At 56.8% G+C, this 18,521-nt stretch carries 24 protein-coding genes and 1 tRNA gene; 20 read left to right on the top strand and 5 right to left on the bottom strand.

The annotated features are described in order from the left end of the window. The first annotated feature begins 46 nt into the window (after window positions 1-46). The 5 genes from C3F12_08775 (at window position 47) to C3F12_08795 (ending at window position 5,219) form a co-directional block, all read left to right on the top strand. On the top strand, window positions 47-1,828 hold the full coding sequence (locus C3F12_08775; GenBank protein PWB46140.1) for a hypothetical protein: 1,782 nt from the start codon (window positions 47-49) through the stop codon (window positions 1,826-1,828). A 106-nt stretch (window positions 1,829-1,934) separates the two neighbouring features. Further along, window positions 1,935-2,396, top strand: coding sequence for a hypothetical protein (locus C3F12_08780; GenBank protein ID PWB46141.1), 462 nt, complete (start codon window positions 1,935-1,937; stop codon window positions 2,394-2,396). 25 nt (window positions 2,397-2,421) lie between these two features. Then, a complete protein-coding gene (locus C3F12_08785) occupies window positions 2,422-3,480 on the top strand; it encodes a hypothetical protein (GenBank protein PWB46142.1) in 1,059 nt (352 codons plus the stop codon). A 147-nt stretch (window positions 3,481-3,627) separates the two neighbouring features. Then, complete coding sequence (locus tag C3F12_08790; GenBank protein PWB46411.1) at window positions 3,628-4,350, top strand: bifunctional demethylmenaquinone methyltransferase/2-methoxy-6-polyprenyl-1,4-benzoquinol methylase UbiE; 723 nt, start codon at window positions 3,628-3,630, stop codon at window positions 4,348-4,350. Continuing rightward, window positions 4,347-5,219, top strand: coding sequence for a 4-hydroxybenzoate octaprenyltransferase (locus C3F12_08795; protein PWB46143.1), 873 nt, complete (start codon window positions 4,347-4,349; stop codon window positions 5,217-5,219). The genes C3F12_08790 and C3F12_08795 overlap by 4 nt, the downstream gene beginning before the upstream one ends. A 291-nt stretch (window positions 5,220-5,510) precedes the next feature. On the opposite strand, the gene C3F12_08800 is transcribed toward C3F12_08795, so the two are convergent. Beyond that, window positions 5,511-5,586: transfer RNA gene (locus C3F12_08800), tRNA-Ala, on the bottom strand. A gap of 77 nt (window positions 5,587-5,663) precedes the next feature. Between C3F12_08800 and C3F12_08805 the strand changes: the two genes are divergently transcribed. Together C3F12_08805 and C3F12_08810 are read left to right on the top strand one after the other, a co-directional pair. After that, entirely contained in the window at window positions 5,664-5,861 is a 198-nt protein-coding gene (locus tag C3F12_08805; protein ID PWB46144.1) for a hypothetical protein, read from the top strand. A gap of 56 nt (window positions 5,862-5,917) precedes the next feature. Then, window positions 5,918-6,853 carry a glycosyltransferase gene (locus C3F12_08810; protein ID PWB46145.1) on the top strand — a complete coding sequence of 312 codons (936 nt, stop codon included), beginning with the start codon at window positions 5,918-5,920 and terminating at the stop codon, window positions 6,851-6,853. Here C3F12_08810 and C3F12_08815 read toward each other — a convergent pair. Together C3F12_08815 and C3F12_08820 are read right to left on the bottom strand one after the other, a co-directional pair. Then, window positions 6,817-7,644 (bottom strand): teichoic acid ABC transporter ATP-binding protein, encoded by an 828-nt coding sequence (locus C3F12_08815; protein PWB46146.1) that lies wholly within the window; start codon window positions 7,642-7,644, stop codon window positions 6,817-6,819. The genes C3F12_08810 and C3F12_08815 overlap by 37 nt on opposite strands. Window positions 7,645-7,663: 19 nt before the next feature. Beyond that, window positions 7,664-8,491 (bottom strand): O-antigen export system permease, encoded by an 828-nt coding sequence (locus tag C3F12_08820; protein PWB46147.1) that lies wholly within the window; start codon window positions 8,489-8,491, stop codon window positions 7,664-7,666. Between the two features lie 238 nt (window positions 8,492-8,729). Between C3F12_08820 and C3F12_08825 the strand changes: the two genes are divergently transcribed. The 8 genes from C3F12_08825 to C3F12_08860 all read left to right on the top strand — a co-directional run bounded on the left by C3F12_08825 (window position 8,730) and on the right by C3F12_08860 (window position 12,173). Further along, entirely contained in the window at window positions 8,730-9,320 is a 591-nt protein-coding gene (locus C3F12_08825) for a hypothetical protein (protein PWB46148.1), read from the top strand. Window positions 9,321-9,336: 16 nt separating this feature from the next. Further along, complete coding sequence (locus tag C3F12_08830) at window positions 9,337-9,846, top strand: hypothetical protein (GenBank protein PWB46149.1); 510 nt, start codon at window positions 9,337-9,339, stop codon at window positions 9,844-9,846. Beyond that, on the top strand, window positions 9,843-10,274 hold the full coding sequence (locus C3F12_08835) for a DNA-binding protein (GenBank protein ID PWB46150.1): 432 nt from the start codon (window positions 9,843-9,845) through the stop codon (window positions 10,272-10,274). Before C3F12_08830 ends, C3F12_08835 begins: the two co-directional genes overlap by 4 nt. Beyond that, window positions 10,267-10,464 (top strand): hypothetical protein, encoded by a 198-nt coding sequence (locus tag C3F12_08840; protein ID PWB46412.1) that lies wholly within the window; start codon window positions 10,267-10,269, stop codon window positions 10,462-10,464. Before C3F12_08835 ends, C3F12_08840 begins: the two co-directional genes overlap by 8 nt. A 58-nt stretch (window positions 10,465-10,522) precedes the next feature. Beyond that, a complete protein-coding gene (locus C3F12_08845; GenBank protein PWB46151.1) occupies window positions 10,523-10,804 on the top strand; it encodes a hypothetical protein in 282 nt (93 codons plus the stop codon). Next, a complete protein-coding gene (locus C3F12_08850; protein PWB46152.1) occupies window positions 10,801-11,283 on the top strand; it encodes a DUF3368 domain-containing protein in 483 nt (160 codons plus the stop codon). The genes C3F12_08845 and C3F12_08850 overlap by 4 nt, the downstream gene beginning before the upstream one ends. 146 nt (window positions 11,284-11,429) lie before the next feature. After that, window positions 11,430-11,792 carry a hypothetical protein gene (locus tag C3F12_08855; GenBank protein PWB46153.1) on the top strand — a complete coding sequence of 121 codons (363 nt, stop codon included), beginning with the start codon at window positions 11,430-11,432 and terminating at the stop codon, window positions 11,790-11,792. A gap of 135 nt (window positions 11,793-11,927) precedes the next feature. Next, window positions 11,928-12,173: a hypothetical protein gene (locus C3F12_08860; protein ID PWB46154.1), complete on the top strand. Its 246-nt coding sequence runs from the start codon at window positions 11,928-11,930 to the stop codon at window positions 12,171-12,173. Between the two features lie 14 nt (window positions 12,174-12,187). On the opposite strand, the gene C3F12_08865 is transcribed toward C3F12_08860, so the two are convergent. Further along, on the bottom strand, window positions 12,188-12,589 hold the full coding sequence (locus C3F12_08865) for a putative toxin-antitoxin system toxin component, PIN family (protein ID PWB46155.1): 402 nt from the start codon (window positions 12,587-12,589) through the stop codon (window positions 12,188-12,190). Window positions 12,590-12,591: 2 nt separating this feature from the next. Next, the gene (locus tag C3F12_08870) at window positions 12,592-12,837 is read right to left on the bottom strand and encodes a CopG family transcriptional regulator (protein ID PWB46156.1); all 246 of its coding nucleotides are present in this window, start codon (window positions 12,835-12,837) and stop codon (window positions 12,592-12,594) included. Between the two features lie 167 nt (window positions 12,838-13,004). On the opposite strand from C3F12_08870, the gene gmd reads away from it, so the two are divergent. The 5 genes from gmd to C3F12_08895 are packed head-to-tail and all read left to right on the top strand — an operon-like array spanning window position 13,005 to window position 18,445. Then, on the top strand, window positions 13,005-13,985 hold the full coding sequence (gene gmd / locus C3F12_08875; protein PWB46157.1) for a GDP-mannose 4,6-dehydratase: 981 nt from the start codon (window positions 13,005-13,007) through the stop codon (window positions 13,983-13,985). A gap of 45 nt (window positions 13,986-14,030) precedes the next feature. Further along, window positions 14,031-14,588 carry an adenylyl-sulfate kinase gene (cysC, locus tag C3F12_08880; GenBank protein ID PWB46413.1) on the top strand — a complete coding sequence of 186 codons (558 nt, stop codon included), beginning with the start codon at window positions 14,031-14,033 and terminating at the stop codon, window positions 14,586-14,588. Beyond that, complete coding sequence (locus C3F12_08885) at window positions 14,585-15,382, top strand: ABC transporter (GenBank protein PWB46158.1); 798 nt, start codon at window positions 14,585-14,587, stop codon at window positions 15,380-15,382. Before cysC ends, C3F12_08885 begins: the two co-directional genes overlap by 4 nt. Beyond that, window positions 15,379-16,683 carry an ABC transporter ATP-binding protein gene (locus C3F12_08890; protein ID PWB46159.1) on the top strand — a complete coding sequence of 435 codons (1,305 nt, stop codon included), beginning with the start codon at window positions 15,379-15,381 and terminating at the stop codon, window positions 16,681-16,683. The genes C3F12_08885 and C3F12_08890 overlap by 4 nt, the downstream gene beginning before the upstream one ends. After that, on the top strand, window positions 16,661-18,445 hold the full coding sequence (locus tag C3F12_08895; protein ID PWB46160.1) for a kinase: 1,785 nt from the start codon (window positions 16,661-16,663) through the stop codon (window positions 18,443-18,445). The genes C3F12_08890 and C3F12_08895 overlap by 23 nt, the downstream gene beginning before the upstream one ends. Window positions 18,446-18,521: the final 76 nt, after the last annotated feature.

The following is an 18,521-nucleotide window of genomic DNA, read 5'->3' on the forward strand; positions in this document are numbered from 1 at the left end:
TACATGTTGGACCCGTCTGGCTGGCTCGTGAAGATAGGCCCCCGGAATGGAGAATCAAGACATGGTAAACAGATTGAAATCCGTTAATGAGCTGGATTTCACACCCCAGGGTGAAGTCTTTCCATCACCTCGGGACTGGCGGGATGTGTTCATCTATTTTCTCCTGGTGGATCGGTTCGACAACAATCAGCACAACCTCCCAGCTTATGATCCTGCTTCCACTCCCAGGGGTCGGGATCCGGAGCAGGGAGGGGTGTTTCAGGGAGGCAATCTCAAAGGCATCGTCCGCCGTCTGGATTACCTTCAGGGGCTCGGCGCGAACGCGATCTGGCTGAGTCCTGTGTTGAAGAACCGCCAGGAGAAAAACGACACCTATCACGGATATGGCATTCAGGATTTCCTGGAGGTGGACCCACGGTTCGGCACTACGGAGGACCTGCAAGAACTGGTCAGGCAGGCCCACGCACGGGGGATGTACGTCATCTTGGATATCATCCTCAATCATACCGGAGACAACTGGGCGTATCCGGGCGACCAGCCTTATTACTTCTGGAGGGAGGCGCGGGGACCGTTCGAGTTCGGTTTTTGGCGGCAGGTCGATCCGACGGCAGGGTTGCAGAAAGACGATGCCGTCTGGCCGCGGGAATTTCAGGATCTGGATTGTTACAAGCGAAGGGGACAGATCAGGAATTGGAATGATGCTGATGAAGCGATTGACGGCGACTTCCTGAGTCTTAAAGAGCTGGACATCAACCAAACCGCGGTATTGAACAGCCTGATCAATGCGTATAAATACTGGATTGCTGTCACTGATGTGGATGGGTTCCGGGTCGACACGGTCAAGCATATGGAGAGCAGCGCCGCCGCGATCTTCTGCAATGCGATCCGTGAATATGCCAAGCGGATCGGCAAGCATCACTTCTTCATCTTCGGGGAGATCGTGGGAGACGATCTCACCATCCAGCGGTATCTCGGTCGGAACAGTCGCATCGAAGGGACGACGGAGCGGTTTCCATCCCTTGATGCGGCGCTCGACTTCCCGCTCTATTTCGTGCTGGAGGAGGCGATTAAAGGGTTCAGTGGTCCTGCCCTGCTGCGCGAGCGTTACGAGCGGTTCAGAACACTCTATGCCGATCACGGAGCGGCGGGCGAACACTTTGTGACCTTCGTAGATAACCACGACCAGATGGTAAGGCCCTACCGACGCTTCATGTATCAGAACCCTTACCCCAATCAGGCGATTCTGGCCATTGGCTATCTGCTGACCAGCCAAGGGGTTCCGTGTATCTACTACGGAACGGAACAGGGGTTTGACGGCGGCGGAGACCATGACCGGTATGTTCGAGAGTGTATGTTCGGCGGCCAGTGGGGGGCCTTCGAGACGGTCGGCCATCACTGCTTTAACGTTGAACATCCGATCTATCGGGCCATTGCCCGCATCGCAGAGATCAGGGGTCGGGAGCCGGCGCTCCGGTACGGCCGGCAGTATTTTCGGGAGATCTCCGGCAATGGTACGGATTTCGGACACCCGATCGACGGTCGCTGTACGCTCGCTTACTCGCGCATTCTCGATGAGACTGAGATTGTCATTGCGATGAACCTCGACAGCGAGGCGAGGCGCGACGTTGTGACGGTCGATGCCCATTTGAGTCCTATCGGGCACCAGTTGGTCAATCTGCTTGATCCTGAGGAACGGGTAACGGTGGAACAGCGCAACAATAGAGCCGCCGTACAGGTCCCACTGGGTCCGCATGCGATGGCCATCCTGAGCAGCAAGCCGTCGACCCGGAATGAGGAAGAGAGGATGGCTGGGGTGGAAAAGACTTGAACAGTTTCCGATGGTGCGCTATGGTATTTTGTATGCGTAATTGTCTGTGTTCTAAAACGCTGCCTGTTGATCGTCTTGCCCCATTGGTCCGACGCCACGCGGTATAATGACCCTACTGATCCTGCGTAGTTCGAAACGCCGCGGAAAACAGCGGTACGTATACAGCCTTGCGACCGGCCTGCTGCTGGTCGTCTCTGTCCTCCAGGGATCAAGTCTTGCGGTGGAGGGCAGGTCGTCGGAAGCCGAGCGGAAGCCGGCGGCGAATTCGGCGGCGACCGCGGAGGCGCATTATGAGCTCGGGGTGTCGTATCACGAGCGCATGTTTGCCGATCTCGATCAGGCGATTGCCGAGTACGAACAGGCGATCAAGCTCCAGAGCAACTTCGCCGAGGCGCATTACCATCTGGGGCTCTCATACCATACCAAGGCCAAGTTGGGCGTTGACGACAAGACCCTGTATCGTAAGGCCATCACGGCGTATAAGTCCTACCTGAAATACCAGCCGAAGGGTCCGTTGGCCCAAAAGGCCAGGCAGAATATAAAGGCAATAGAACAGAGGCTTCGATAGGCGTTCAAGGCGAGGGTAATCGGTGATGCAGTGCTGTAACGGGGTGGGCAGACGCGATTTCTTGTTGCTGGTTGCGGGGTCCTTGCTTGGATATATGTGGCCTCGCGACGCCTATAGTTTCATCAGCATCATCTCTGAGGCTGATGAGAACGAGATCGGCAAGCGGGCAGATCAGGAGATTCTCGGCCGGTTCGGACGGTACCGCGATCAGCAACTGCAGGCGTATGTCGAATCGATCGGCCAGCGACTGCTCGTCGGGATCGGACCCACCAGTTTCCGGTACAGCTTCAAGATCGTCGATGTCCCGGAGGTTAACGCCATGGCCCTGCCTGGCGGCTATATCTATATCACCCGAGGGATGCTGGCGATGTTGAACAGCGAGGCCCAACTCGCAGGGGTCCTCGGTCACGAGATTGGTCACGTCACCTCCCGCCATGCGGCGAAACAGCTCACCAAGGCGTTCGGCGCCCAGATCCTGTCGCTGGGTCTCATGGTCGTCAGTCCGGGCGGTCGCGAGAATACGGGGGAGTGGGCGAAGGTGTCGGCCGCCCTCTCCGACCATGTCCTCTTGGGGTACGGTCGAGAGGCGGAGCTGGAGGCCGATGAGCTTGGACTCCGTACGGCCTACCGCGCCGGGTATAATCCGGGTGAGATGGTAGCGTTCCTGAATGCCATGAAGATGAAAGAACGACTGGAGGCGTTGGGTTATCACGGCTTTAAGGGGACCCATCCGGAGACGATCGACCGCGTCGTCAAGGCCGAAACGATGGCGTCGATTCTCATTGGGCAGGGTAGCGGCGGTCTCGAAGTGAAGGTGAACGAGTACAAGGCGCACCTTGACGGTCTCGTGTACGGCGCAAAGCGGGACTATCGGCGCGTGCGGATCTATGTCGCCAAAGAGGGCGATACGCCTGCGACTGTTGCCAGGGAGATCCTGGGCGATCAGCAACTTGCGTGGGAGGTGGCGAACCTGAACGGGGTCAAGGAGGCCGTGACCTTCCATGAGGGGGATCAGGTGAAACTGCTGTCGCCGGTGTCCGAGGGATCGATCGGGGGACGGCATTTGAAGCTGTCGCCAAACTGAGTACCCGGGTTGGAACATCCCTCCGCCCCCTCTCATCACGAGCCGGGGGATTTTTATTTTGTAGAGGCGTCGACCAACTCGATACAACTCCCCGAGTGGGTCGAAAGAGGCCGTGCAACGATAATGCCGAACGGAACGATTGATCATATGCGAACAGGTGGGGGGGCAAGAGAGGGCGACGCTATTCGCCGGATGTTCGGCGGGATCGCCCCTCGGTATGATCTGCTCAATCGCCTGCTCAGTCTCGCGCGCGATCGCGTGTGGCGTCGAGAGGCTGTCGCGCAAGCCAGTCTTTCCCCGGGCGGGATGGCGCTTGATGTCTGCACCGGGACCGCCGATATGGCCCTCGAATTGGCAAGGCAGTATCCATCCGCCAAGGCGATCCTCGGGGTCGATTTCTGCCTGCCGATGATTCGTATCGGGACCGAAAAGGTTGCGCGCAAAGGTCTGGCCGGTCGTATTCGGCTTCAGGGCGCCTCCGCTGAGGCGCTGCCGTTCCGCGCCGATACATTCGATGCCGTTACCATCGCCTTCGGCATTCGGAACGTGGAGGACCGCCAATGCGGGCTGGCGGAGCTCTGGAGGGTGCTGCGTCCGGGAGGCGTCGCTGTCGTGCTAGAGTTTACCACACCGCAGGGACCGCTCTTCGGGTGGCTGTATCGTCTCTATTTCCAATCCGGTCTCCCATGGGTAGGCGGCCTGATTTCAGGGGACGCACAGGCGTATCAGTATCTGCCGGCCTCCGTTGCCGCGTTTCCCACCCCGCAGGAATTCTCCAGGATGATGGAAGAGGTCGGCTTCCTCGAGGTACAGTTCCGGACCCTCACCGGCGGGATTGTCACCCTTCATGTGGGGAAGAAATCGACGTGAACCTGCTGCAACCGGCCCTTCGTCGAACCGGCGTCTATCTTGAAATGGTGAAGTTTTCGCACACCGTCTTCGCGCTGCCGTTTGCCTTGATGGGTGCGATCCTGGCGGCTCGAGGGGTTCCTGCGTCGTCGACCCTGTTCTGGATTATGCTGGCGATGGTCGGGGCGAGGAGTGGAGCCATGGCGATGAATCGCCTGGCCGATCAGCAGTTTGACGCGAGCAATCCCCGCACGCGGGAACGGGCCCTGCCGCAAGGTCTCGTGCGGCGCGGCGAGGTGATCCTTTTTATGCTCGGATCCTTCGCGCTGTTCCTGTTCGCCGCCTCCCGACTGAACCCGCTCTGCCTGAAGCTGGCCCCCTTTGCGATGGTGGTGCTGGTTCTGTACTCCTACACCAAGCGCGTTACCTTTCTGTCCCACCTCGTGTTGGGACTGGCGCTGGCCTTGGCGCCCCTCGGCGCATGGATCGCCATCACCGGGGAGATGGCGGTCGTGCCGATCGTCCTCGGTATTGCCGTCCTGTTCTGGGTTGCCGGATTCGACATCCTGTACGCCATGGCGGATATCGACTTCGATCGAGGCGCCGGCCTCCATTCGATTCCGGCCAGGTTCGGCATACCGGTCGGGATGGGCATTTCCCGTGTCTTCCACCTGGTGACCCTGCTGCTCCTCATTATACTGATGTTCCTCTGGGATCTGCGCGCGCTCTATTTGATCGGTGTTCTATCGGCCGCCGGCCTGCTGCTGTATGAGCACCTATTGCTTTTTCGTTACGGTCTGAAGCGGCTTGATGCCGCCTTTTTTACGGCCAACGGTCTGCTGAGCATCTGTCTATTTGGTTTCACCCTTCTCGATGTGCTGCTGTTGTAGTAAGATCGGAGTGCAAACGGGGTATGCTTCATTGCTCCGAAAGTCTCCCGTGCCATTGCGAGGTGAAGCCGAAGCATTTTCACAGTCGTTCGGGGCAACTACGGTGAGATTGCCGCACTCCCGTTGGTCGCTCGCAATGACAAGCCTGCAAGAAACCCGGCGTTGCTGCAACTTTTCATGCTCGTAGGCGTGCAACCGATGCACGGACTATCGGTTGGACGGTAAGGCGAAGGACATGAGATTTACGGGCAATCTCAGCGGAAACGCAGTACTGGTCATCAGCGGAATAAATGGTGGAGCTGACGGGATTCGAACCCGTGGCCTCGTGACTGCCAGTCACGCGCGCTCCCAACTGCGCCACAGCCCCACATCGGTCGGCGTATGAACAGGGATGATTTAAGCGAACAGGAGAAAGCCTGTCAAGGGAAATCTTCCTCAGGCCCTGTGCGATCAGAGTCGTACGTCGGGGCCCATATCTGTTTTTTCTGCGGGCGGACCATGACAGTTCGGGATACATATCTTCTGGCGGAAAAGCCGACCTCGGATATCGTTCGGAGTGTCTGCCGCCACTGCTACCTTCGAAAAAGTCTCGAGATTCGTCAAGCGGTCGCGCAAGAACGCGACGAAGGATTCATCCGTTAGCCGAAACCCGGACGAAAGATGTCGACGCCGCTCCAACTTGTACATACGCTCAAACCATGACGACGATAGCCGGCGACCTACCGCTGGTCTCGATTATCACACCGTCGTTTAACCAGGGACGGTTCATTCGAGAGACCATCGAGAGCGTCCTATCCCAGGATTACCCGAAGCTGGAATACCTCGTCATGGATGGGGGTTCTACGGACGAGACCCTTGAGATTCTGCGCAGCTATGATGCGCGGTTGACCTGGAGATCGGGGCCGGACGGGGGACAGGCGGAGGCCGTCAATACGGGGATCCGCCTGGCTCAGGGTCAGATTCTCGGATGGCTGAATTCTGACGACACCTACCTGCCCGGCGCGGTGAGGGCGGCCGTGAGCTACCTGACGGCCTATCCGGATACGGCGATGGTATATGGGGATGCCCACTACATCGATGAACGGAACCGCGTGATCGGAGTCTATCCCACCGAGGATTTCGACCGGCATCGACTGGCCAAGGCCTGCTTCATATGCCAGCCTGCCGCTTTTTTCCGGCGGTCGGCCGTTGAGACCGTAGGTGGGCTCGATCCTGGCCTACAGTACTGCATGGACTACGAGCTGTGGATTCGGTTGGGGCGTCAGTTTCGGATCGATCGGATTCCGCATACCCTGGCCAACACTCGCCAGTACCCTCAAACCAAGACGTGGGCTCAACGGGATCGGCTGTTCGAGGAGCTGTCCGGAGTGACGCAACGCTCGTTCGGTTATACATCGCGCCACTGGCGGATCTGGCACGCCTATGCTCGCCTGAAAGGGTTCTCGTGGCCGCTTGCTCGGACGGTGTTGTATCCGGCCAGGACACTGCTTCCGGAACGTGTTTTTTTTGAAATGAGGAAGCGGCTGCCGCTTTGGATCAATCGAGTGATCTTCTGGGATATGCGTACCTGGAAAAATGAACCTGAAGTGACTCCGCATCATCCTCCGACGGATGACGACGCACTGAACCTCTGATACTCCGCGACCACCTGGTCGGCCGCGCCGCCGCCGGCGACCCGCCCGTGGTGGAGCCAGATGGCTGTCCGGCAGGTTGTCTGGATCAGCTTGAGATCATGCGATACCAGGACGATCGTGACCCCCTTTGCCTTGAACGATTCCATCCGCTCCTCGCACTTCTTCTGGAAGGCGGCATCTCCGACAGAAAAGAGTTCGTCAATCAGGAGCAGGTCCGGCTCGACGTCCGTCGCGATGGCGAATCCGAGGCGGGCGGACATCCCGACTGAATAGTTCATCAACGGTACGTCAATGAACTCCTCCAGCTCGGCGAACCTCACAATACGATCAAGTCGTTGTTCGAGCTGTTTCTGTGAGAATCCCAAAAGGGATCCATAGAGAAAGATGTTTTCTCGTCCGGTCAGGAACGTGTCAAACCCGGCGCCAAGCTCAATGAGAGGCGCGATTCGTCCTCGCACAACGACCCGTCCGACCGATGGCGGAATAATACCGGCGATCACCTTTAAGAGCGTACTCTTGCCCGCTCCGTTGGCCCCGATAATCCCAAGGATCTCACCCTGATCCACCGAGAACGAGACATCACGCAGCGGCCAGAACTGGTCCCGTTCTTTTGTCCGACCCTTTACCAGCCGAATGGCCGAGTCCCGTAAGGATCTCGTGCGTTCCCGGTGGAGGAGCAGGCGAATCGAGAGCTTCTCTACTGCAAGAACCGGCGCATGTCCCGATCGAGTTGATAGGGGTAAACTCTCAGTCCGGTTGACGCTGTTCAGCGCCCCGACCGGTTGCGACATTCGGCCTGCTACCACGCCATCAGACATAATGGATGAACCGGGACTCGAATCGGTGAAAGACGACCCACCCGATAGCGAGAGTAGCCATGGAGAGGGCGAGTCCGGAGATCAAGGCCCCGATGGGAGGCGCCGTACCCAGGTAGACAGGGGCTCGAAGCGATTCCAGAAGTGCGAACATAGGATTCATATACAGCAGAAGCTTGAATTTGTCCGGGATGATCTCTGGTGGGAAGAAGATCGGGGTCGCGTAGAACCAGGCCAACAGCCCCGCTTCATAGAAATACTTGACGTCCCGGAAGAAGACATTGAAGGTTCCCATGAGTAAGGCGATGCCCAGCGCGAAACAGGTCAGGCTGATGAGCGGGATCGGGAGCCAGAGCAGATGCAGGCTGAAACCCGCACCGACCGCGGCCATCAAGAGAAAAAGCGGGATCAATGTGAAGACGAAGTTCACGACTTGCGACACGACAGTGGCGAGTGGGAAGATCGCCTTGGGCACGAAGACCTTTCGGATGATAGGGCCGTTGACTACAACGCTGTCCAGGCCTCTTGAGGTGCCTGCCGAGAACAGATTCCACCCCAGTAGGGCTGTAAACACATACAGCGGGTAGTTGGGGCGGGTGCTGAAAATCCTGGAGAAGACCATCGTAAAGATGATCATAGCCAGCAGAGGATTCAACACCGTCCAGGCGAATCCAAGCACTGACCGCTTATAGCGGAGCTTGACCTCCCGGATGACGAGCTGCCGCAACAGCGCCCGATACCGGAAGAGGGTCACAAGGGGACCCGAGGACCGGTGATCCGCAATATAGAGTCCAGGCTGAAGGACGCCCGTTTCAGGATTCATTGAACCTTCGATTGTGTCCTCCGACACCGACAGGCGGCTGTCTGATAGATGTGACAAATGGTAGACTAGCCATGGCAACACTGTCAAGCGCATCGACGCCCCGAAAATATTTGCCCGCCCCCGATTCAATGTGGTACCGTTTTTGCGCTGACGATGACGTGTGTCGCTTCGGGCATCGTCTCTTAGTCGGGAGATATGAAAATCAATGAAGACAACTTCTGTGGCGGCCAGACGCCGGATGTTCTTAGAGATGGCCGGCAGGCGCGCACAACCGGGGACCGGTAGCGCCCGGATCTTTTTGGAGGCTCGAACCGCGATGACACGCTGGCCTGATCTGACGCCGATACTTACGGGCATCCCATGGGCCGTCGTGGGGGCGGTCGCCACTCGAGCCTACATGCCTGAGCGTACGACTCAGGACCTGGACATTCTCGTACACGCGTCGGATCAAGAGGAGGTAAGAGTACGTCTACAGCGAGCCGGCTTTCTCCAGGTGCAAGCGCTTGCTATCGGGGGCATGACGTGGCGGTCCCCTTCGGGCGCTTTGGTGGATGTTATTGAGTCCCGGGCGGCGTGGGTACCCGAGGCGCTTCAGTCGCTGAAACAGGACCGGCAGGGACTTCCGGTGTTTGACCTGCCATACCTCGTCCTGATGAAGGTTGAGGCGGGACGCGCGCAGGACCTGGCGGATGCGGCGCGCATGCTCGGGGCAGCATCGGAGGACCGCTGTCAGGAGACCCGCGAACTTTTCGGTCGCTCTCTGCCCGACGCACTGGACGACCTGGAGAGCCTGATCGCATTAGGCCGCCTCGAGATGGGAAGTGGGTGATGTTCTTAGGGCTTCCATGAGCGACGTTCAACAGCTTAATGACGCAGCCGAACAGGTGGTCCAAGCATTCCTGGCGCAGCTTCATCAGCACCTGGGCCACTGTCTCATCTCCGTTGTTCTCTATGGCTCGGCGGCTAGAGGGGAACTCAGATTGACCTCCGACATCGATCTCCTGGTCATCGCCGAGCAGTTGCCCAAAGGCGCCTTCCTTCGTGCTGAACCGATCCACCAGGCTCGCGAAGCGATCGGCCCGCTGTGCGAGACCCTGTTCGAACGGCTGGGCTGGTATCCGTATATCTCGGTCATCCTGAAGACGCCGCAGGAAGCTGAGCGCGGGTCGCGGCTATTTCTGGACATGGTCGAGGACGCCAAACTGCTCTACGACAGGGCAGGGTTCTTCCAGCGGCAATTGAACGAGCTGCGGGAAAAGCTGACGCGGCTTGGCGCACGACGTATCGCGATCGACGGTGCGTGGTACTGGGACCTGAAACCGGACTACCGGTGGGGCGACGTGATCGAGCTATGACAAGTCGCGACCTTGCCGGCAGCCTGATGCGTCAGGCGGAAAGTCGAAAAGCGACCCTCCAGGTTGCCATGGGAGAAGAGAACTGGGCGTACGTCGTCCGGCTTTCACAGGAAATAGTCGAGCTCTCGTTGAAGGCGATCCTCAATTTCGTCGGTGTCGAGCCACCGAAATGGCACGATGTCGGGACGCTTATGGTCAAATACAGTCGTCGCCTCCCGGCAGATATCGCTCTGCGTGCGGATGAACTGGCGCGCATCTCCGCAAGGCTCCGCGAGAATCGCGAAAGAAGCATGTACGGCGATGAACTGCTGGGACAAGGTCCCGACGACCTCTACGGACGTCCAGACGCCGAGCAGGCGCGTCGTTGGGCCGAAGAGATCTTCAATCTATGTCGCGGGCACATGACTTTCGATGAACGTGCTGATTGACCTGATCGCCAAATTGACCGGCTTTACCGGGGTGATTACGTGGGATACCGACAAGCCCGACGACCAGCCGCGCCGCTGTCTGGATACCTCCAGAGCCCTGCGGGAATTCGGCTTCAGGGCCACGACGTCGTTCGAAGACGGTCTGCGCAAGACGATCGAGTGGTATAAAAGGAATGCTAATATAAGTTAACAATGACGGAGAGACTCTTCGTGTTGAGCAGGAAACCGGAGATTGAGGGGGACTGTCCATGAGCACTAAGACCTTAAAAATACGGTACCCAGAGGATTTACCGGAAGCGATGGGCGAAACACCTGAGGAGTTTGAGCGAGAACTTCAATTCCTCGTTGCCGCTAAGCTCTATGAGATGGGCCGCATCTCCTCAGGTCGAGCGGCGGAACTGGCTGGAATGGGTCGCGTCGAATTCCTGAGCCGTCTCGGCCGATACCGTATCCCTGTGTTGAATTACCCCCTGGAAGAGCTGGACCGTGAGATCAAGCAGGCCCGTGAAAGAGCGCGGAAGGCCTCTTGAGAGCTATTTGCAATACCAGCCCGCTGATCTTGCTGGCCAAAATCCATCGACTTGACCTTCTCGTCCAGCTTTACGAGGAGGTAGTCATTCCAGCATCGGTCCTGGATGAGGTCAAAGCGAAACCCGGCAAAGAAGCTGGACAGGTTCAGGCATTGCTACAAAACCGAAAGTGCCTCATCCGGAAGGCTGCAAAACGAGCTATGGCTGGGACCCCATCAGATTTAGGTGCAGGTGAGCGGGAAGTGGTTACCCTTGCTTTAGAAGCGAAGACGGCCCTTGTGGTCCTCGATGACCAGCAGGGGCGGTGCGTTGCCCGAGAACGGGGCCTATCGATCACCGGCACGGTTGGAGTCCTTATCGAGGCGCGTGGGCGAGGCTTGATTCCTTCAGTGCGTCGCGAACTGGATCGTCTGATCGAGGCGGGGATGTGGATGGACGAGGTGTTTTATCACAGAATATTACAGCAGCTTGGTGAGTAATCGGCGCGCCCATTGGGATGAAAGTTGGTGCCCTACACCCTATGCGTCGGCGGCGCGCCCATGGGCATGAAAATCCGTACCTTGCACCCCCTCCCTCACCCTCCCCCCTCGGAGGGGGAGGGGACGAGTGGGGGGACTTTTTAGCAATGGACAGTGTGGATCAGGGAGCACGCAGCGCCAGGACGACCTACGCGACACTGCTCGAGTCCTCGCTCAAGCAAGCTGTAACGGTCCTATCCCGCGTAGAAGGGGTCGGGCGGATCAGTCTGGTCGGGTCCTTTGCTCGCGGTCGGGCTGATCTCTTCACCGAACTCGACATCCTGGTGGTCATGGAGACAGACCTGAGCTTCATCGATCGCCTTCGGATGCTGTACCCGCTCCTGGCCCTGCCCGTGGACCTGGACCTGTTGTGCTATACTCCTGACGAGTTTGAGCGGATGCACGACCGACCGTTCATGAAGCATCTGCGCGGGAAGGAGGTGGTTCTCTACGAGACGCACACCCCATGAAGAGGGTGCCAAATGGCTGGAACAGGCTGCCGAGGATCTTCGGTGGACCGCAGTGCGCCTGGCAGATGAAGTGGTGACGTATATCACCGGGCGTCTCGCCGGGACAGAGCATAGAGGGGTAAAGGAGGGACGGTAATACTTGCTGAGTATATTGACAAGGCCATGGAACAAGCCGTGTACGAGATCATCGAGGATGAGCGGACCTATTGGGGAGAGGTCCCTGCTCTTCAGGGTGTATGGGCACGTCATGCCACCTTGGAGGGTTGCCGACGTGAACTCCGTGAGGCGGTGAGTGACTGGATTGCGCTGCGCCTGCGACTGGGTCTCCCGATTCCTGTTGTAGCAGGCATTGATCTGAGTCAGATCGCACAACCGGTTTGAGTTCCACCGATCAATCAATGGTTCAGGAGCTTCAGAAAATCAGCAAGCTTCACAATAGTGATGCCCCGGTGGCGTACAAGCGAGAGGAGGTGGCGGTCGCCTGAGACGATGATCTCGGCTTCAGCCAGCAACGCACATTCGAGGATCCGATTGTCCGGCTCATCTTTGAGGATATGGAGGTGGGGTTGAGTTTTCAGAACTGTAGCCGTTTGGCTGATAGACTGGAGTAGTCTCCGCACGTTTTCCGCGGACCATTCGAATTTCGTTCGGAGTGTATTGGCGGTTTCGGTGAGGATCGCAACCGAGGTGTATAACTCAAATGTTTCACGTACGGCATGGAGGTAGGCATCTTCTGCACGACCGCCGGGGATGACAAAGGCCGAAATGAACACATTCGTATCGAAAACGACCCGCACGCTCAGCGGTCCTGAAACACCAGGGCTTCGACATCGGCCTCAGTCAGAATGCCTTTCTTTCGAGCTTGTCGAGTACCGTAGCGTTGAAGCTCAAAGTACTCCTGCTCCAACCGCTGCTGCTGATAGACTCTGAACATGTCTCGAAAGAGCTGGCTCTTGTTTTTCGCCTCGACTTTCGCAAGGCCTTCAAATTTCCGGGCCAGCTCCGCCGGAAGAGATACGGTAAGGGGCACGCGTCTTCGATGCATATGAGCATCCTCCATTGTGTATGACAAAATTATACACTGCACAAGAGCGAATGTCAACACATTGCATCGTGGGAAGCGAGGCGGCTTGGCGCACGACGTATCGCGATCGACGGTACGTGGTATTGGGACCTGAAACCGGACTACCGGTGGGGCGACGTGATCGAGCTATGACAAGTAGACGCGCATTAATTAGCGGTATTGCCGGTCAGGACGGCTCCTACCTGGCTGAGTTCCTTTTGGAGAAAGGATACACTGTAGTCGGGATTGTGCGGCCGTCAAGCACTGGACCGTTCGAACGGATTGCGCACATACGCGATCGGATCACCCTGCAGTCGGCTGACCTGCTGAACCAAGACTCTCTGATCCGTCTCATCCGGGATGTCCGACCGCACGAGATCTACAACCTTGCCTCTCAGTCGTTCGTCCAGACCTCGTGGGAGCAACCGGTCCTCACGGCTGAGTATACCGCCTTGGGTGTGACTCGCCTGCTGGAGGCGATCCATCTGGCAGATCCTGGGATCCGGTTCTACCAGGCGAGTAGTAGCGAAATGTTCGGCAGGGCTCAAGACGTGCCGCAGCATGAGCAGACGCCGTTCTCGCCGCGCAGCCCATACGGTGTCGCCAAGCTGTACGGCCACTGGATGACGGTCAACTACCGCGAACGCTTTGGGTTGTTTGCCTGTTCGGGCATCCTGTTCAACCACGAGTCGCCCCGTCGGGGTAAGGAGTTTGTCACTCGAAAGGTGACCGATGGCGTTGCGCAGATTTGGTATGGGTTAGCGACCGAACTGCGCCTCGGTAACCTCGATGCCCGTCGCGACTGGGGCTACGCCGGCGACTATGTGAAGGCAATGTGGTTGATGCTGCAGCAGGAGACGCCGGATGACTACGTGATCGCCACGGGTGAGACCCACTCGGTCCGCGAACTGGTTCAGATCGCATTTGCACGAGCGGGACTCGATTGGCAGGCCTATGTGGTGGAAGACCCGGCGCTGGTACGACCTGCAGAGGCTCACCTGTTACAAGGGGATGCGTCGAAGGCGAAGCAGGTATTAGGCTGGCAGCCCACGGTTGGCTTTCGCGAACTGATCGAGATGATGGTCGATGCGGACTTGGAACGATATGTGTCATCAGAACGGCGAAGGTAGCGGAGTGGCCTCAGTGCTTCCCGAGGTCCTATCGTGACCGGCACCATGCATGGCTTTACGCTGTGGTTTACCGGGCTCTCAGGGTCAGGCAAAACAACCTTGGCCAGGCGGGTGGAGCGCGAGCTGCGCACCCGGACGCTCACGGTTGAAGTGCTGGACGGCGATGTGGTTCGTCAGAATCTCTCGAAGGGGCTGGGATTCAGTAAAGAAGACCGGGATACCAATATCCGACGGATCGGCTTCGTGTGCAACCTGCTGAGTCGCAATGGCGTGATCGCTATCGCTGCGGCTATCTCTCCATATCGCTCGGTTCGTGACGAGGTTCGTGCTTTGCAGGACACCGGTCGTTTTGTTGAGGTGTTCCTGGACTGCCCAGTAGAGGTATGCATCAGGCGAGACGTGAAGGCACTGTATCAGAAAGCCCTCACCGGAGAGGTTGAGAACTTTACCGGGGTTTCCGATCCTTATGAACCGCCCGAGAGCCCGGAAATCGTCCTCCACACCAGCCGGGAGACGGAGGAGGAAAGCGTGACAAAGATTCTGACCTGGCTGGAAGAAAGAGGCTACATCCGCCAGAAAATCAGGTTGAATGCGAAAGGATGAAGGGCATGTTGCGCAGTGTGGTGCAGTATCGATTTTTTATCCTCTCCTCAATCCGGTCGGAGTTTCGCGCGCGCTTTACTCGCAGTCGCCTCGGCGGTTTGTGGATGATCATTCACCCGCTTGCCCAGGCGGCGATCTTTGCATTAGTGCTAGCGGGAATCATGCATGCCAAGCTCCAAGGTATGACCGAGAGCAGATTCGCGTACCCACTCTATCTCTTATCCGGTATGCTCGCATGGTCGTTGTTCTCTGAAGTCATCAGCCGTTGCCTGACCTTATTCATCGACAACGGGAATCTCCTAAAGAAAATAGCCTTCCCTCACATCAGCCTTCCGCTGATTGTGACCGGCTCCGCCCTGTTCAACAACGTACTGCTGTTTCTGGCCATCATCGTGCTATTCGGATTACTTGGCCATGTCCCAGGTATTCAGACGGTCTGGGTGCCATTGCTGATGGTGATGACTCTTGCCCTGGCGCTTGGCATCGGCCTCATCCTCGGGGTGTTGAATGTGTTTATCCGGGATGTGGGACAGGTCGTTCCAGTCGTCTTGCAACTTGGCTTCTGGTTTACCCCGATTGTCTACACGCCGAACGTCATACCGGAAGGCTTTCGCCGGTTCCTGCATCTGAATCCCATGGCTACCGTCGTCCAGAGCTTTCAGAATGCGATGCTCTTTAATACGCCTCCTGATTTGATGGGTCTTGGTCGCCTCGCGATAGTGACCCTTGCATTATTGAGTGGGGCATTCATCATGTTTCGGCGTGCCAGCGCGGAGATGGTGGATGTGTTATGAGCGCATATGCTCTGAAAGTCTCCGGACTTGGCAAGGCATTTCGCACGTACCGGTCTGAATGGCAAAGAATAGCCTCATGGTGTAGTGCCTCGGTAAGCCCGTCGGCCGAGCACTGGGTATTGCGTAATGTGTCATTTTCCGTAGCACCCGGTGAGGCTGTCGGTATTATGGGCCAAAACGGCGCAGGCAAAAGCACGCTACTCAAGTTAATAACCGGAACACAACGTCCCACTGAAGGCTCCATTGAGATCAATGGACGGATCGCCGCGATCCTGGAACTTGGCATGGGGTTCAATCCGGAATTCACCGGCCGACAGAATGCGTATCATTCCGCCGGGCTCATGGGATTCAGCCGAGAAGCGATTGACCGCGCCATGCCAGCAATAGAAGCCTTTGCCGAAATCGGTGAATACTTTGACCAACCCATGCGGACATATTCCAGCGGCATGCAGATGCGCGTCGCATTTTCTGTCGCTACGGCTTTCAGGCCGGAGATTCTGATTGTGGATGAAGCATTAGCGGTGGGTGACGCGTACTTCCAGGCTAAGTGCTACGAGCGCATTGCCTTCTACAAAGAGCAAGGTACCGCGCTACTTCTAGTCACCCATGCAGTGGGCGATATCGTCAAGCATTGCAACCATGCATTGTTTATCCGCGCCGGTCGCCTTGTCATGGACGGCAGCCCACGAGACGTAAGCAACCTTTATCTTGAAGAACTGTTTGGCAAAGGGAGCAAGAAGGTTGCCAGCAGCGCCACAACAACTGGAACCGCGGCCAGTGAATTTATGTGTGGCACGGAAGAGAAATTCCACATCCGCCCCGGCTACCGAAAAGAGGAGCATCGCTGGGGCAACGGTGGTGCCCGCATACTTGACTACTTTGTGCGATCTAACGACCAGGATTTTCCGCCGGTGATCGAGAGCAACGCCCACGTAGAGTTTTGCTTTAAAGTGCTGCTTGACGCCGACTACGACGATCTCACTGCCGGCTTTCTCATCAAAACCCACGACGGCGTATTTCTGTACGGTACCAACTCATTCCTCGCTGCTGAGGGTAAGCAAACTATTTCGGCAAAGAAGGGGCAAGTCATCGTGTTCAGGTTTGCATTGCCAATGGCTCTGAACGCCGGCCATTACATGGTGTCATTTGGCATCGCCACCGGCCCCCAGGCCATGCTCGAGCCGCTGGACCGGCGCTATGACTCGGTGCTAGTGACCGTTGGGCGGCCCATGGAGTTTTGGGGTCTTGTGGACCTTAGAGCCCAGTTCGATATGAGTGATGGAGTTATGTATGTCGGATGAAAGGGCCAGCAGTGCACTTGATGGCCTCGTTGCGGCGCTCCCAGAGCACTACCAGCCCATCTTTGGTCACCCTGAGCATTCCGCTGCTGTAGCGCGCGAGTGCCATGATCGACTTGAACCGATTATAAGAGTGTACAAAGTGCTGGAGGCCAAGTTGCAGCGCCCATTACGCGTACTCGATCTAGGTTGCGCGCAAGGGTTCTTTAGCCTGAGTTTAGCGGAGTTAGGCGCCACCGTGCATGGTGTGGATTATTTTGATGGTAACGTTGCTGTATGCAACGCGCTGGCTGAAGAGTATCGCGAACTGGAGATTAGCTTTCAGGTAGCGAGGATTGAAGAAGTAATGCTGGACCAAGTCGGCCCAGATCAATATGATCTGGTGCTAGGCTTGAGCGTATTCCACCACATCGTATACGAAAAAGGCGCGCATGCTGTGCGTCAAATGCTGGATGACTTGGCTCACAAAGTCGTGGGCGGTATCTTCGAACTGGCCTTGGCTTCCGAACCTCCGTACTGGGCAGCGGCACAACCACAAGAACCCAGACAACTGCTGAGTGGTTTTGCATTTGTACATGAATTGGCACAACACAAAACGCATCTCTCAGGTATTCCCCGGCCTTTGTACTTCGCAAGCAACCGGTACTGGTACCTGAACGATCAAGTTGTTGCGTTTGATTCGTGGCAAGCCTATCCGCACGTGTTAGCGCAAGACGTTCACCAGGGTACGCGTCGATACTACTTCGGTGAAGGGCTCATCGCAAAGTTCTTCCGCCTTGATCATGCCGAGGTTTCTATGGCAAATCTGGACGAGCATCGAAGCGAGGTTACCTTCTTGCGCGCTCCACCGCCCGGTATCAAGGTCCCGCAATTGCTGATGGAAGGTCGGCACGAGCATGAGGTCTGGCTGGTGCGTGAGCTGCTGCCAGGAGAATTGCTGGTCGACATAATACGTGATGGCAAGTCGTACGATGTAAGATTAGCTCTGCAAGACGTCCTAACTCAGCTTGTAGCGCTAGAATCGGTCGGCCTTTATCATAGCGACCTGAGAGCCTGGAATGTGCTCGTTAACTCCGAGGGCCACGCACAACTGATTGACTACGGTTCTATAGCTATCGCCGCAAAAGACTGTGTCTGGCCGTACAATATCTTCTTGGCGTTTTTGATCTTCGTATACGAAGTGTCGACAGGACGCGTGGGAGATTCTCGTCCTCTCCGTACGGTAGCGATCAGCCCCTATCGTCTTGATCAGCCTTATCGCAAATGGATGACGGCGTTCTGGTCGTACCCAACGTCACGATGGAGTTTCAAGACCATGCACCAGTTGTTTGAGCAGATGGATAGTCTTGAAGAAGACGACGAGTTCGTGGAAAACACCCCGCTCCAACATTGGATGCAAGCGATAGAAGATGCCATGGAAATGCAGATGTCACTAGTCGGACATGTTCAGAGACAACAACAACAAATCGAAAAATGCAGTGAAGAAAAGCTGTCAAAATTATTTCATATGCAAGCACACGCTGATAAAGCGCTTGCTCGGATTGATGAACGACTTCAGGCGTTAAAAAGTGAATTTACTCAATTAAACACCATATTGGCACAATTGAAAAAAAGCCTAAGTATGCGTGAGGCAGAATCTGTGGAAGTGTATAGCAGTCGATCATGGCGTACGACACTGCCACGGCGAGTTGTTGACCGGCTCATCAAACAATTTCGACGCATGATCCGTAAAATGCACGATCTAATAATTGGAAGCCCTTTATAAGTACCGTTCTAACGAGCTTGTATGCTGGATGCTGGGAGCGATAATATCAGGCAATTGCTGGTCGCGTAGGAAGCGG

The organism is Candidatus Methylomirabilota bacterium (assembly GCA_003104975.1).
In the GTDB taxonomy this organism is placed as follows: Bacteria; Methylomirabilota; Methylomirabilia; order Methylomirabilales; family Methylomirabilaceae; genus Methylomirabilis.